Origin of the sequence: Leifsonia sp. SIMBA_070 (assembly GCF_046534635.1) — a bacterium.
GTDB lineage: Bacteria > Actinomycetota > Actinomycetes > Actinomycetales > Microbacteriaceae > Leifsonia.
On record NZ_JAWRYK010000001.1, the window covers coordinates 1,746,417 to 1,760,687 of the forward strand.

Here is a 14,271-nt window from a genome sequence, read left to right on the forward strand (position 1 = left end):
CTCAGATGCGGGCGCCTCAGATGCGGGCGCCGACGACGGTGGCCGCGAAGCGGCGGGCCCGCTCGGCCAGGCCGGCGATCCGCTCCTCCACCACCAGGTCGGCGTCGAACCCGACGTACGACGGCGGAGGCGTGCGGCGCACGTTGGCGCTGCACTCGAACGCGCCGCACACGAGCGTGCCCACAGTGTCCCCATTGCGGCCGGCTTGACCGGCCCGACGGGCGGACCAGAACCAGACGTCGTTGGTGAGGTGCACATCCTGGCACCAGCCGCACATCGACGGCACATGTGACCGCATGGAGGCCTCTGAAGCGCGCAGCACGATTCCCACCGGCCCGTCGCCGGTGGGGATCACGACGTAGCCGCGCTGCGGAAGGCGCGGGTCGCGCCAGCCGAGGTACTCGCGCCGCGCCCAGTCCACCTCGTGGAGGCCCGGTGGCATCGGAAGCTCCTCGGCTTCGCTGCGGGAGCAGTTGACGAACGACTCGCGGATCTGCTGCGGGGTCAGGATCTCCATGCGCACCTCCTGCCTCCATGCTCGCACAGGATCGCAGCGGCACCCTCTCGGCGTGTCGCCGCTTGACCCTGCCCCCGGGGTCAGGGGTTACCGTGCTCGCATGACCACGATCGAGAGCGTCACCGACGCCAGCTTCCAGGAGGACGTGCTCGCCGCCCCGGGCACCACCATCGTCGAGTTCTGGGCGGAATGGTGCGGTCCGTGCCGGGCGCTGTCCCCGATCCTCCAGCAGTTGCAGGAGGAGCACGCGGACCGCATCCGCATCGTCAAGATCAACGCGGACGAGAACATGGACACGACCGTCGCCTACAAGGCTCTGGCATTGCCGGTGATGAAAGTGTTCCGCGACGGGGAGGTCGTCAAGACGATCATCGGCGCGAAGCCGAAGCCCGCGATGGAGATGGAGCTCGCGCCGTTCCTCTAGCCGGCCGCCCTGGCGCTCTGCAGCTCAGGTGAGGTGGTCGAACGCCCCGCTGACCCAGCCGATGTAGCGGTCGGCCGAGCGGAGCACCGCGCCGCGCGCATCCTCCCGGACGACATTCCCCAGGTTGCCGTACAGCCGCTCGAAGGGACGGTCGCAGACCGTGTCGGCGATGCGGCGCACGACGGCGGCGGAAAGCGGGATGTCGTTCGGGTAGCTGCGCTGGAAGGTCACCCACCGCTGCGACGGCCCAGGGAAGATCGTGTCGCCGCTGAGCACGACGCCGCGGTCCCAATGGACGACGGCGCTCCCAGGGAAGTGTCCCCCGATCGTCCTCAGCACGACGCCCGGCAGCACCTCGGACTCGCCCGTCCAGGACTGGATCGCCGCATCCTCCCGCTGCACCCAGTGGCGGTCGGCGGCGTTGACCAGCACAGGGGGGTCGCCGAGCATCCGCGACCAGCTCACCTGGGCGCCGAACATGTGCGGGTGGCTGGTGGCGATGACCGCGACGCCGCCCAGGTCCTGCACCGCTGCCGCGGCCGCCTCGTCGACGTAGCCGGTGGGATCCCACAGGAGGTTGCCGTCGGGCGTGCGCAGCAGGAGGCTCTGCTGGCCGATGCCGACCTTCGGCTCGCTCCTCAGGCCATAGAGGTCGGGCTCCAGCTCGGTGACCACGACGTGCTCGCCCTCGCGCTGCAGCCGCTGCAGCGTCGTCCACTCCTGCCCCGACGGCGGCACGTACTGCCGCTCGTCCTCGCAGATCGGGCACCGCTCGGGCGGATGCTCGCCCGCCGCCGTTCCTATCGGATTCGTTTCGACAGCACACGTCGCACACAGCCACTCCGCCACATCCGGGACTCTACCGGCCGTCGAGCGGTGAGTCGATGTCCGTATCCGCGCCGAGTGGTGACGTCAGGTCACCACTCGCCGCGGAATAGGCTGCGTGGTGGACCGATTGGAGTGGATGTGAAACGCATCGGGTTCCTCAGCTTCGGGCACTACCAGCCCATCCCCGGCTCTGTGTCGCGCACCGCGGCGGACGCCCTGCACCAGGCCATCGACCTCGCCGTCGCAGCCGAGGAGCTCGGAGCGGACGGCGCGTTCTTCCGCGTCCACCACTTCGCGCCGCAGCTGGCCTCCCCGTTCCCGCTGCTCGCCGCGATCGGAGCCCGCACCAGCCGCATCGAGATCGGCACCGCCGTCATCGACATGCGCTACGAGAACCCCCTCTACATGGCGGAGGATGCGGCGGCGGCCGACCTGATCGGCGGCGGCCGGCTGCAGCTCGGCGTCAGCCGGGGCTCACCCGAGACCGCGCTGCACGGCGCCGCATCGTTCGGCTACGTCCCCGCCGAGGGCGAGACGGACGCCGATATGGCGCGCCGCCACACGGAGCTGTTCCGTGCCGCGATCGCGGGAGCCGGCGTCGCGGAGGCCGACCCGGCCATGACCGGAGGGCAGCGCGGCGCCCTGGCCATCGAGCCGCAGTCCCCCGGGCTCGGTGACCGGATCTGGTGGGGCGCCGGCACCCGGGCCACCGCCGTGTGGGCGGCCGAGCAGGGCATGAACCTGATGAGCTCGACCCTGCTGACCGAAGACACCGGCGTCCCGTTCTCCGACCTGCAGGCGGAGCAGCTGCAGCAGTACCGGGACGCCTGGGCGGCCGCAGGCTGGGAGCGCGAGCCCCGGGTCTCCGTCAGCCGCAGCATCCTCCCGATCACCACGGACCTCGACCGCCGGTACTTCGGCGCCTCCGCACTCGCCGACCGGCACGACCAGGTCGGCCACCTCGACGGCGGACTCGCGCGCTTCGGCAAGAGCTACGTCGGCGACCCGGAGCGGATCGTCGAGGAGCTGCGCGAGGATGCGGCAGTGGCCGACGCGGACACCCTCCTGGTGACCGTGCCCAACCAGCTGGGCGTCGAGTACAACGCGCATCTCCTGGAGACGATCGTCACCCGGATCGCCCCCGAGCTGGGCTGGCGCGACTGACGGAGGCGATGCGCACACCGAACGTCTGTACCCCGAACGCGGCATAGACGGCTCCGCGGATCCTGACATGATTGTCCTACCGCACACCCGAATCTGCGGTGACCGTTCCGTTCCGATCCAAGGGTGTGCCATGCGAGCTCCGAGTCTCCGGTCAGTGATCGCCTCCACCGCGCTCGTCGTCGCGATCGGCGGGTCCGTTCTGGTCGCCACCGCCCCCGCCGGGGCGGTGACCCAACGCCGCGACAGCACGACAGCAAGCTCGGCCATCACCGGCATGTGGGCCTGGGGCAACCCGATCGACCCCGCCGTGGACGCGCGTGGGGAGGGTCTCGCGCAGTTCGAGCCGCAGGCACTCGCCGACTTCGCCGCCGCGCACCGGCTGCGCACGGTCTTCCTGTCTGTGCCCTGGGCCGCGGACGAGGGCCCGTTCTCGACCTGGCTGACGGACGCGGTGGATGCGCTGCATGCCGCGGGCGTGACGAAGGTCGCAGCCCTGGGCGGTGACGCAGCGTGGGCCGACGACCCGAGCCTCGCCGCGACGTGGACGGCTGCAGCCCTGCGGGCCGCCCCGTTCGACGCGGTCCAGTTCGACGTCGAGCCGTGGGTGGTCTCGTCGGACGACCAGCTCCCCGCAGTGGTCACTCAGTTGCAGACCATGTACGACGCGGCCCGCGCCGCGGCAGGCTCCGTGCCGATCGGCGCGGACCTCCCCTGGTGGCTCGCCGCCAAACCGCAGCCGGGCGGAGGGACGGCCTTCGACGCGCTGCTCCCCCACCTGAAGTCGGTCGCGATCGTCGCATTCAGCGACCACGCGGCCGGATCCGACGGAATCGTGGCGCTGGCTAAACCGGCCGCGACGGCGGCCGCCGCGAAGCGCATCCCGTTCAGCATCGGCGTCGAGACGGAGACCCCGGAGGTGGCCGGCGGCCCGGGCGCGACGTTCGGGGACGACAGCGCCGCCCTGCTGGAGTCGGAGACGGCGAAGGTGCGGACCCAGCTCTCCGGCCTCCGTGGCTACGGCGGCGTGACGGTTGAGCACCTGCTCAGCTGGCAGGGGCTGCTCGCGCGCTGAGCGTGACGGTCGACGGCCGGTGACTGCGGTCGTCCGGAACGTCTGCTCCTGCGCGCCGCACAGCATTCGTTCCGGGAGGGCGCAGTCGCACGAGCAGGTCAGCTGCGGCCGTCGGCGGCGGCCTCCAGTGCGGCGATGTCGAGCTTGCGCATGGTGAGCATCGCCTGGTTGGCGCGGCGGGACCGCTCCGGATCGGGGTCGGCCTGCAGCTCCAGCAGGCGGTTGGGCACGATCTGCCAGCTCACACCCCAGCGGTCGGTCAGCCACCCGCACATGCTCTCGCGGCCTCCGTCGGCGGTGAGGGCGTCCCACAGCCGGTCGACCTCGGCCTGGTCGTCGCAGACCACGGAGAGCGAGACGGCCTCCGTGAAGCCCTCGTTCGGGCCGCCGTTCATCGCCTGGTACTCCACGCCGCCGAGCGTGAAACGGACGACGACGAGACCATCGGGCATCCCCTCGCCGAACTGTTGGACGTGCAGGATGCGGGAGTCGGGCAGGAGCGAGGTGTACAGCTCTGCGGCCTCCTCTACGCCGTGCTCGAACCACAGGAACGTGCTGACCTTCTGCATGGGACCTCCGGGCGTCGTCGCCGATGGCGCCCATGGTAGCCATGCGCGGCGGCTCTGCGCGACGGGTGTGCGCGGCGGCTCGTGCGCGGCGGAGTAGCGTTGCAGCGTGTCTCCCCGCAGCTCCGCTTCCGGCATTCCGTTCGCCAGTTACGTCGCGATCGGCGACAGTTTCACGGAAGGCGTCGGGGACGAGCTGGCCGACGGGCGTGTGCGCGGGTGGGCGGATTTCGTCGCTCTCGGGATGGCCGCGGCCTCCGAGGAGCCGTTCCGCTACGCGAACCTGGCCATCAGGGGACGGAAGCTCGGGCCGATCGTCGACGAGCAGGTGGAGCCGGCGATCGCACTGCGGCCGGACCTGGTGAGCCTCAACGGCGGAGGGAACGACATCATGCGACCGCGGGTCTCGATCGAGGGCGTGGCGCGGACCCTGATGGACGCCGCGGACCGCGTTGTGGCCTCCGGAAGCCACATGCTGCTCCTCAGCGGGGCGAACCCGAGCGCGCACCTCCCCCTCGGCGGGCTGATCCGCCGGCGGGGCGAGGAGCTCGCCGAGGCGGTCCGCGCGATGCTCCCACGCGAGGGCATCACGTTCGTCGACAACTGGGCCGACCAGAACCTGGAGGACATCCGCTACTGGTCCGCGGACCGCCTGCACCTCGGACCGCTCGGCCACGCCCGCGTCGCGAGCAACGTGCTGACGGCCTTCGGCATCCCGGTCCCGACGGAGTGGGGCGTCGAGGAGGTCGCAGCCGCACCACCGGGCGAACGGACGCGGCGGACCGCGGAATACTACCGTCGCTACGTTCTGCCCTGGATCGGCCGCAGGCTCACCGGCCGCTCCTCCGGCGACGGGCGCGCGGCGAAGATCGCCGAGCTCACCGTCGTGGATCCCGCCAGCGCGCGCCCGCTCTGAGTCAATCGTTGTCGCCTCCCGTGGTGTCGATCCGGGTGGTGCGCGAACCTCCTCCCCACTTCCACTCGGCGACTTCTGGGATGTCTTCGCCGTGCTCGCGCGTGTACTGACGCGCCCGCAGCCGTGCGTCCTGCATCTCCTGTCGCAGTTCGGCGTGGCGGGAGGCCAGACCGGGCACGTAGTCGATGACGTCCATGACCAGGTGGTACCGGTCGAGGTCGTTGAGCATCACCATGTCGAACGGGGTGGTGGTCGTGCCCTCTTCTTTGTACCCGCGGACATGCAGGTTGCCGTGGCCGTTGCGGCGGTAGGTAAGGCGGTGGATCAGCCACGGATAGCCGTGATAGGCGAAGACGACCGGCTTGTCCGAGGTGAACAGCGCGTCGTACTCGCGGTCGTTCAGGCCGTGCGGATGCTCGCCCTCGCTCTGCAGCCGCATCAGGTCGACGACGTTGACGATGCGGACCTTGAGGTCGGGCAGTCGGCGGCGCAGGATGTCGGCCGCGGCCAGTGTCTCGAGTGTCGGGATGTCTCCGGCGCACCCGAGCACGACGTCCGGTTCCTCGCCCTCGACCTCGGTTCCGGCCCAGGGGAAGATGCCGATCCCGCGCGTGCAGTGCGCGATGGCGTCCTCCATGTTCAGCCACTGCGGCGACGGCTGCTTACCCGCGACGACGACGTTGACGTAGTCGACCGACTTCAGGCAGTGGTCGTACGTGGACAGCAGCGTGTTCGCGTCGAAGGGCAGGTAGACGCGGACGACGTCGGCCTTCTTGTTGACGACGTGGTCGATGAAGCCAGGGTCCTGATGGGACGCGCCGTTGTGGTCCTGCCGCCAGACGTGCGAGCTGAGCAGGTAGTTGAGGGAGGCGACCGGGCGGCGCCACGACACCTCGCTCGCCGACTTGAGCCACTTCGCGTGCTGGTTGAACATCGAGTCGACGATGTGGATGAAGGCCTCGTACGACGTGAAGACGCCGTGCCGCCCGGTCAGCAGGTAGCCCTCCAGCCAGCCCTGGCACTGGTGCTCGCTCAGCACCTCCATCGCCCTGCCCTGGAGCGCAAGATGGTTGTCGTCGTCGATGGGCAGGTACTCGGCGTTCCACTGCTTGCTCGTCGCCTCGTACACGGCCTGGAGCCGGTTGGAGGCGAGCTCGTCCGGAGCGAACAGCCGGAAGTCGGTGGGATTCGCGATCATCACGTCTCGGAACCAGTCGCCCAGCACGCGCGTCGCTTCCGCGACGGTGTCGCCCGGCACGGCGACATCGACCGCATAGTCCCGGAAGTCGGGCAGTCGCAGGTCGCGACGCAGCAGCCCGCCGTTCGCGACCGGGTTGGCGCTCATCCGCCGGTCGCCCTCCGGCGCCAGAGAGGTGATGAGGTCGATTGCGCGACCCCGTTCATCGAAGAGCTCCTCCGGCCGGTAGGACTTCAGCCAGTCCTCGAGGATGCGGGTGTGCTCCTCCGTGTCGCGGGCGCTGGCGAGCGGGACCTGGTGGGCGCGCCAGTTGTTCTCGGTCGGGTGGCCGTCGATCTCGGCCGGGCAGGTCCACCCTTTGGGCGTGCGAAGGATGAGCATCGGCCACGAGGGGCGCCCGTCCAGTTCACCGGCCGCGGCGGCCTGCTTGATCGCTGCGATGCGGTCGAGGATTTCGTCGAGCGTCGCCGCCATCCGCTTGTGCACCTCGCGCGGATCCTCCCCGTCGAAGCCGCCCGAGACGATGAACGGCTCGTGGCCGTAGCCGCGCATGAGGTCGAGCAGTTCGGACTCCGGAATGCGCGCCAGCACCGTCGGGTTGGCGATCTTGTAGCCGTTCAGGTGCAGGATCGGCAGCACGACGCCGTCCTGCGCGGGGTTGAGGAACTTGTTCGAGTGCCAGGCGGTCGCGAGCGGGCCGGTCTCCGCCTCGCCGTCGCCGACGACCGCGGCGACGAGAAGATCGGGGTGGTCGAACGCGGCGCCGTAGGCATGCGAGAGCGCGTAGCCGAGCTCACCGCCTTCGTGGATCGATCCAGGGGTCTGCGGGGCGGCGTGACTCGGGATGCCGCCCGGGAAGGAGAACTGCCGGAACAGCCGGCGCAGGCCGTCTTCGCTGCGGTCGATCGCGCTGTAGAGCTCGCTGTAGGTGCCGTCGAGATAGGCGCTCGCGACGACTCCCGGACCGCCGTGGCCGGGCCCCGCCACGAAGAGCGTGTCGAGGTCCCGTTCCCGGATCACCCTGTTGAGGTGGGCGTAGATGAAGTTGAGGCCGGGAGTGGTTCCCCAGTGCCCGAGCAGTCGTGGCTTGATGTCGTCGCGCGACAGCGGGCGCCGCAGCAGCGGATTGTCGAGCAGGTAGATCTGCCCGACCGAGAGGTAGTTGGCTGCGCGCCACCAGGCGTCGATGCGGTCGAGCATCTCTTCGCTCAGCTCCGGCCCGCCCTGCTCGCGCTCCGCCGTCGCGGTCGTCTCGGTCATCAGCACTCCCTGCTCTCGTCATGTCGGCTCCGTGTTCCCGCCCACGCCGTTGCGGGGCGGAGGAGCCGGATGTGGGGCCACACTACGGCGGGGTGCGCAGACGCAACAGGACCGCCGGAGGAATCTGTGGAGAACATCCGGCTGTGCAGAACCCGGCCTCTGGCGGGGCGGGAAGGTGCGCACTAGCGTCGAGGACATGAACGACACGAAGGTCCGCCCGGTGGACGAAACGGTATGGGGAGACCTCGAGACGGTCTTCGGCACCCGGGGCGATGCGGCGGGGTGCTGGTGCCAGTGGTTCAAGCTGCCGCGCGCCCAGTCGGACGCGCTGACGCGCGAGCAGCAGCGCGACCGGTTGCACGAGCAGGTCACCACGGGACGACCGGGTGTGCTCGCCTGGGTCGACGGCGAACCGGCCGGGTGGGCTGCCGTCGAGCCGTTCTCGGCCTACCCGAACCTCGCCCGCTCCCCCATCACCCGGCGCCGGGACGACGACCCGGCCGACCCCTGGGCGGTCACCTGTTTCGTCGTGCGGATGGAGTTCCGCCGCAGGGGTCTCGCCCGCGCGCTGCTGCGCGGAGCGGTCGAACACGCTCTCAGCAACGACGCGACGGTGATCGAGGGCTATCCGGTCGACCCGGAGGTGCGACCCTCGCTCTCGGCGGCCGAGCGCTACCACGGCACGGTGTCGCTCTTCCGTGACGGCGGTTTCGAACTCATCCGGCGGCCGAGCGCCACGCGCGCGATCATGCGCCGGACGGTCTGATCTCTTGCCGCCGGTACACTCAGACAGTGAGCTCCACCCGTCGCGACCGCCTCATCGGGGCGGGAACACAGGTGGCGACGGAGGTCAGCATCAACTTCGGCTCGGCGCTCGCCGGACTGCTCATCCCGGTCGTGGGCTCCGTGGTCGTCGTCGCCGCCCGTCAGGTGGTCACCGCGGCAGCCGTGCTGCCGTTCTACCGGCCGAGACGCGCCGAGCTGACCTGGCGGCGGCTGTGGCCTGCTCTCGCACTCGGCGTGGTGCTCGCCGCGATGAACCTCAGCTTCTACGAAGCCGTCGGGAGGCTGGGGCTCGGAATCGCCGCGACCATCGAGTTCCTCGGCCCGTTCGCTCTCGCCCTGGCGGGGTCGCGCCGCCTCCTCGATGCGGCGTGCGCGGTCGCCGCAGCAGGCGGAGTCCTCCTGCTCACGGCGACGGAGGGCGCGGTCGACCCGATCGGCGTGGCGCTGGCGCTCACGGCGGCTGCCGCCTGGGCGGCGTACATCCTGCTCACCCGGCAGGTGGCGATGCGTCTGCCGGGCCTCGAGGGGCTGAGCGTCGCGAGCATCGTCTCCACGGCGCTGACCGTCCCGATCGCGCTCGTCGTCGTCGACTACAGCCGGGTCGACCTGCGGGTGCTGCTCCTCCTGCTCGCGCTCGGCGTGCTGTCGTCGGCGGTCCCGTACAGCCTCGACACCTTCATCCTTCGCCGGCTGACCCCACGGCTCTACGCCGTCATCACGAGTTTCGGTCCGGTCGTCGCAACGATCTTCGGGGTGATCGTGCTCGGGGAGCGGTTCTCGTTGCTCCAGCTGTTCGGCATCCTCATCGTGTGCGCGGCCGCCGGCATCACCATCGCCACGCAGCGCGACCGTCCGGTGTCCGACCTGGAGCAGACGGCGGAAGCGGTCCCCTGACGCCGCGCCGTGAACCGAGCGCCGAGCCCACCGGCCAACCTACCGACGATCAGGACAGGATGTCCTTGGTCGTGAAGCGCCCGACGGCCAGCGCCCCGAACACGGCGATGTAGCCGAGCTGCAGAAGGGCATTCGAGTTGAACGAATCCCACGCGATCGGATCACGAAGGAAGTCGCCGAAGCCCAGCCAGTAGTGACTGAACAGCCACGGGTGCAGCGCGTCGAGCTGCGGCAACTGGTCGAGTACCTGGGACATCACGGCGAGCACGGCGGTGGCGGCCATCGCTCCGACCGGGACGTCCGTCAACGTGGAGAGGAACAGCCCGATGGCGCACAGCCCGAGCAGCGAGACCACGATGTAGAGCGCGATGAGCGCCAGCCGCAGGTAGGCCTCACCGAGGCTCACCTGGATGCCCGAGAGCAGCGTGACGGGGCCGATCGGGAACAGCAGCGTGCCGATCAGGGCGCCCGCCAGGCCGACGACCAGCGCCGCCGCGATGCAGAACACGGCGCATCCGGCATACTTCACGGCGAGCAGACGGAGGCGGCCGGCGGGCGCGATGACGAGGTAGCGGAGGGTGCCGTGGCTGGCCTCGCCCGCGATCGTGTCGCCCGCCACCACGCCGATGGTGAGCGGGAGGAAGAGCGGAACGCACACCACGAGCGCCGTGAACGCGACGAAGAGTCCGTTGCTGCTGATGTCGGTGAGGAAGGCTGGTCCGCGCGAGCTGCCGCCGGTGATCCGCACCGCGACCGCGATGAGGATGGGCACGGCGGCGAGAGCCGCGAGCATCGCCCAGGTGCGCCACCGGCGGAACATGACCGAGATCTCCGAGCCGAGGAGGGCCCAGCCGGCAGACGGCCGCTCGCGCCGCGCTGCGGCCGCGCGGACACGGGCGTCGCCTGCGTGCGGCGCGGCCGGCGCCGCTGTCGTCTCACTGCTCGACATCGAAGCCCTCCCCCGTCAGCTCGACGAACCGCTCCTCCAGGCTGGACGATCGCACGGCGAACCCGCGCAGCCGGACGCCGTCGCCGACGAGGGCGGCGGCGAGCACCTCGGCGGGTGGCGCGCTCTCCGGAAGGGCAGCCTCCACACCGGAGGCGGTCGTGATCGCGTCCACTCCCAGTCGCCCCAGCACTGCAACTGCGAGGGGCGCATCCGGTGTCTCGACGGCGACGACCGGTCCGGAGCCACGGCGCAGCTCGTCGATCGAGCCCTGCGCCACCAGGCGCCCCGCGCGCATGATCGCGGCGTGCGTGCAGACCTGCTCGATCTCGGCGAGCAGATGGCTGGAGACGAACACCGTCGTGCCTTCGTCCGCAAGCGAGCGGACCAGCGAGCGCACCTCGCGCGTCCCCTGCGGGTCGAGGCCGTTCGTCGGCTCGTCCAGGACCAGGAGGTCGCGATCGGTCAACAGTGCGCCGGCGATCCCGAGCCGCTGCTTCATGCCGAGCGAGTACGCACGGACGTGCTTGCTCGCGGCATGCCCGAGACCGACCCGGTCGAGGGCGGCCTCCACGCGCGCCGTCCGCGTACTGCCGGGAGCGTACCGGTCGGCGGTGTCACGGCGGATCAGGTTCGCGGTTCCGGACAGGTACGGCGCGAACGCCGGCCCCTCCACGAGCGCACCGACCCGGGGAAGGATGCGCGAACCGCGGTCGGGCATCCTCTCCCCCAGCACACGGATGTCACCGGCCGACGGGGAGATCAGGCCGAGCAGCATCCTGATCGTGGTGGTCTTTCCGGAGCCGTTGGGCCCGAGGAAGCCGAACACCGAGCCGCGCGGCACGTGCAGGTCGAGGCCGTCGACGACCGCCCGCGACCGGAAGCGCTTGGTGAGCCCGCTGGTCGCGATCGCCGCGTCGGTCACTGGCCGGCCGCGCTCGCCGCCGCCTGGAGGGCGGACACGGGCACGGAGCCGGCGAGGACCCGTCCGTCGGACGTCACCAGCACCGACACCAGCGACGAGCTGAGCGCCCGTCCGCCGTCGACGGGCTGGGTCAGCTCCGTGAACAGCGGGTTGCCTGCGAGCGAGGCCGGGGCCGCACCGGCGGGAAGTGCCACGATGGTCGCCCAGCCCTCGCCCGAGACGGTCGGTCGAGCCTGCTGACCGGCGGCGTGCGAGGCGTCTCCGCGCGACGGCAGGTTCTGCTCGGAGACCGTCGCGCCCTTCGGCGGTGCGAACGCGAAGACCGAGGAGTCCGGCTTCTCCGGCGTGAACGACGAGAACCCGGCACTGAAGGCGGGCGAACTCGCGCCGCGCGCCGTAACGGAGACCTGAAGCGGGATGCCCGTGGCACCGTCGACGGCGATGGCGACCGAGCCGACCAGCGTGGAGCCGGCCTTCGGGGTGAGCACGAGGTCGTAGGCGTCGCGGCCGGCGACCTTGACGTCGTCGCCGAGGGCGACCTTCGTCGAGGGGTCGACCGAATCGAGGAAACGCTGCGCGAGCTGCGACGGCGTCAGCGAGGTCGCATCCGGCGCGGCCGTGTGCTCCTGCCCGGCCGGGAGGGTGGCGTGCGTGACGTCGTTGCCCGATGACTGGTACAGCCACAGGTCGGAGCCGTTGCGGATCGCATCACGTTCGGCCAGCTTGTCGAGCAGCTGAACGCGAACATGCGTCGGACCGTCGACCCACACCTTCGCGGTGTGGTCGGCGAGGGCGAGCTCCAGGAGATTCTGGGCACTGTCGTCGGCCGACGACGAGGACGACGAGGAGGTCGACGGGAGGCTCGGCAGCCCGAGGTCGGAGGTCTGCTCCACGGTGCCCGAGAAGGCGCGGGTGTCGCTCGCGGCGACCAGCCGCAGCACATCCGACGGCGACTTCACGGGGAGATCGGTCGCTCCTGCGGCCAGCGGTGTGACGATCACGGCGGCCGCGATCGCCACGGGGACGACGACGGCCGGCGCCCAGCGCATCCAACGGTGTTCCATAGCCCGAGGATACGCGCGCCGGGGCCCCTCCGACCCTGCGGATTGCATGGGAGAACCGGAGTTCATCCCCCGGTCTGATGCGGTGTCATACCGGAGAGGGACAGGACTGGGGCGGGCTTCCGTCGGTGTGAATCGTTCGATTCTCCGACGCACCGCGGTGCGGACGGGACGAACGCCGCGCCGCCCCCGCACACGCGGAAGGCCCCGCACGAGGCGGGGCCTTCCGGACCGGTGCTAGAGGACGTCGCCGACCTTGTGCACGCGGATGTCGTTGGTGGTGCCGGGGATTCCGGGAGGGGACCCGGAGATGATGATCACCTTGTCGCCGTCGACGGCGCGGCCGGTCGACTTCAGCGCCTCGTCCACCTGCGCGACCATCTGGTCGGTGTGGGTGACGCGGCCGACGACGAACGACTCGACGCCCCAGAACAGCGACATGCGGCGGCGGACCGACTCCTCCGGCGTGAACGCCAGGATCGGGATCCTGCTGCGCAGGCGCGACATGCGGCGGGCGGACTCGCCCGACTCGGTGAAGACGCAGAGGAACTTGGCCTCGACGAAGTCGGCGACCTCGACGGCGGCCAGCGTGATCGCACCGGACTGCGTGCGGGGGCGGGTGCCGAGCGGCAGGATGCGCTCCAGCCCGTGCTCCTCGGTGGAGGTCACGATCTTCGCCATGGTCTGGACCGTGACGGTCGGGTACTCGCCGACGCTGGTCTCGCCCGAGAGCATGACGGCGTCCGCGCCGTCGAGAACGGCGTTCGCGACATCCGAGGTCTCGGCGCGGGTCGGCACCGGGCTCGAGATCATCGACTCGAGCATCTGGGTGGCAACGATGACCGGCTTCGCCGCACGGCGGGCCAGCTCGACCGCGCGCTTCTGCACGATCGGGACGGCCTCCAGCGGCAGCTCGACACCGAGGTCGCCGCGGGCGACCATGATCGCGTCGAACGCCTCGATGATCTCCTCGAGCGCATCCACCGCCTGCGGCTTCTCGATCTTGGCGACGACGGGGATCTTGCGCCCCTCCTCCGCCATGATCTCGTGCACGCGCTCGATGTCGGCCGCGTTCCGCACGAACGACAGCGCGATCAGGTCGGCGCCGAGCTTCAGGCCCCAGCGGAGGTCCGCCTCGTCCTTGTCGGACAGCGCGGGGACGTTGACCGCGACGCCGGGGAGGTTGATGCCCTTGTTGTTGGAGACCGGACCGGCGACGATGACCTCGGTCGTGACGACCGGGCCGTCGACCGAGACGACGCGGACGCGGACCTTGCCGTCGTCGATCAGCAGGTAGTCGCCCGGCTTCACATCGTTCGGGAGGCCTTTGAACGTCGTGGAGGAGATCTCCTTCGTGCCGATGATGTCTTCGGTGGTGATCTTGAAGATGTCCCCCTCGGCGAGCTCGTAGGGGCCGGCCTCGAACTTGCCGAGGCGGATCTTCGGGCCCTGGAGGTCGACGAGGACCGCGACCGGCTTCCCCGCGTCGTCGGCGGCCTTGCGCACATTGGCATAGACCCCCTCGTGCACTTCGTAGCTGCCGTGGCTGAGGTTCATCCGCGCAACGTCGACACCCGCATCGATGATCGCGCGGATGTTGTCGTAGCTGGAAGTCGCCGGCCCGAGGGTCGCGACGATTTTGGCCCTTCTCATGCTTTTCTGTTCGCTCCGTTGTTCTGCGCCGACGGCGCTGGATTTCGTGGTGGCGCCCGGT

The 14,271-nt window shown here is 70.4% G+C and carries 14 protein-coding genes; 6 read left to right on the forward strand and 8 right to left on the reverse strand.

The window, feature by feature from the left end:
• Positions 1-16: 16 nt before the first annotated feature.
• On the reverse strand, positions 17-517 hold the full coding sequence (locus SB754_RS08180) for an FBP domain-containing protein (protein ID WP_410781833.1): 501 nt from the start codon (positions 515-517) through the stop codon (positions 17-19).
• 100 nt (positions 518-617) lie between these two features.
• Here SB754_RS08180 and SB754_RS08185 point away from each other — a divergent pair, with 100 nt between their 5' ends.
• Positions 618-941, forward strand: coding sequence for a thioredoxin family protein (locus SB754_RS08185; protein ID WP_410781834.1), 324 nt, complete (start codon positions 618-620; stop codon positions 939-941).
• A 24-nt stretch (positions 942-965) separates the two neighbouring features.
• On the opposite strand, the gene SB754_RS08190 is transcribed toward SB754_RS08185, so the two are convergent.
• Complete coding sequence (locus SB754_RS08190; protein WP_410781835.1) at positions 966-1,790, reverse strand: hydrolase; 825 nt, start codon at positions 1,788-1,790, stop codon at positions 966-968.
• Positions 1,791-1,901: 111 nt separating this feature from the next.
• On the opposite strand from SB754_RS08190, the gene SB754_RS08195 reads away from it, so the two are divergent.
• Together SB754_RS08195 and SB754_RS08200 are read left to right on the forward strand one after the other, a co-directional pair.
• Complete coding sequence (locus tag SB754_RS08195) at positions 1,902-2,933, forward strand: LLM class flavin-dependent oxidoreductase (RefSeq protein WP_410781836.1); 1,032 nt, start codon at positions 1,902-1,904, stop codon at positions 2,931-2,933.
• 154 nt (positions 2,934-3,087) lie between these two features.
• Positions 3,088-4,005 carry a hypothetical protein gene (locus SB754_RS08200; RefSeq protein ID WP_410781837.1) on the forward strand — a complete coding sequence of 306 codons (918 nt, stop codon included), beginning with the start codon at positions 3,088-3,090 and terminating at the stop codon, positions 4,003-4,005.
• A gap of 98 nt (positions 4,006-4,103) precedes the next feature.
• Here SB754_RS08200 and SB754_RS08205 read toward each other — a convergent pair whose 3' ends face one another.
• A complete protein-coding gene (locus SB754_RS08205; RefSeq protein ID WP_410781838.1) occupies positions 4,104-4,574 on the reverse strand; it encodes a VOC family protein in 471 nt (156 codons plus the stop codon).
• A gap of 106 nt (positions 4,575-4,680) precedes the next feature.
• Here SB754_RS08205 and SB754_RS08210 point away from each other — a divergent pair, with 106 nt between their 5' ends.
• Positions 4,681-5,487, forward strand: coding sequence for an SGNH/GDSL hydrolase family protein (locus tag SB754_RS08210; RefSeq protein WP_410781839.1), 807 nt, complete (start codon positions 4,681-4,683; stop codon positions 5,485-5,487).
• Position 5,488: 1 nt separating this feature from the next.
• On the opposite strand, the gene SB754_RS08215 is transcribed toward SB754_RS08210, so the two are convergent.
• Positions 5,489-7,945: a phosphoketolase gene (locus SB754_RS08215; protein WP_410781840.1), complete on the reverse strand. Its 2,457-nt coding sequence runs from the start codon at positions 7,943-7,945 to the stop codon at positions 5,489-5,491.
• A 196-nt stretch (positions 7,946-8,141) separates the two neighbouring features.
• On the opposite strand from SB754_RS08215, the gene SB754_RS08220 reads away from it, so the two are divergent.
• Positions 8,142-8,711, forward strand: a complete 570-nt coding sequence (locus SB754_RS08220; RefSeq protein WP_410781841.1) for a GNAT family N-acetyltransferase — start codon at positions 8,142-8,144, stop codon at positions 8,709-8,711.
• 26 nt (positions 8,712-8,737) lie between these two features.
• Positions 8,738-9,625, forward strand: coding sequence for an EamA family transporter (locus SB754_RS08225; RefSeq protein ID WP_410781842.1), 888 nt, complete (start codon positions 8,738-8,740; stop codon positions 9,623-9,625).
• A gap of 49 nt (positions 9,626-9,674) precedes the next feature.
• On the opposite strand, the gene SB754_RS08230 is transcribed toward SB754_RS08225, so the two are convergent.
• From SB754_RS08230 to pyk, 4 genes are all read right to left on the reverse strand, one after another.
• Entirely contained in the window at positions 9,675-10,574 is a 900-nt protein-coding gene (locus tag SB754_RS08230; protein ID WP_410781843.1) for an ABC transporter permease, read from the reverse strand.
• Positions 10,561-11,496, reverse strand: a complete 936-nt coding sequence (locus SB754_RS08235) for an ATP-binding cassette domain-containing protein (protein ID WP_410781844.1) — start codon at positions 11,494-11,496, stop codon at positions 10,561-10,563. Before SB754_RS08235 ends, SB754_RS08230 begins: the two co-directional genes overlap by 14 nt.
• Positions 11,493-12,560: a LolA family protein gene (locus SB754_RS08240; protein WP_410781845.1), complete on the reverse strand. Its 1,068-nt coding sequence runs from the start codon at positions 12,558-12,560 to the stop codon at positions 11,493-11,495. Before SB754_RS08240 ends, SB754_RS08235 begins: the two co-directional genes overlap by 4 nt.
• Before the next feature lie 234 nt (positions 12,561-12,794).
• Positions 12,795-14,210: a pyruvate kinase gene (gene pyk, locus SB754_RS08245; RefSeq protein WP_410781846.1), complete on the reverse strand. Its 1,416-nt coding sequence runs from the start codon at positions 14,208-14,210 to the stop codon at positions 12,795-12,797.
• Between the last annotated feature and the right edge of the window lie 61 nt (positions 14,211-14,271).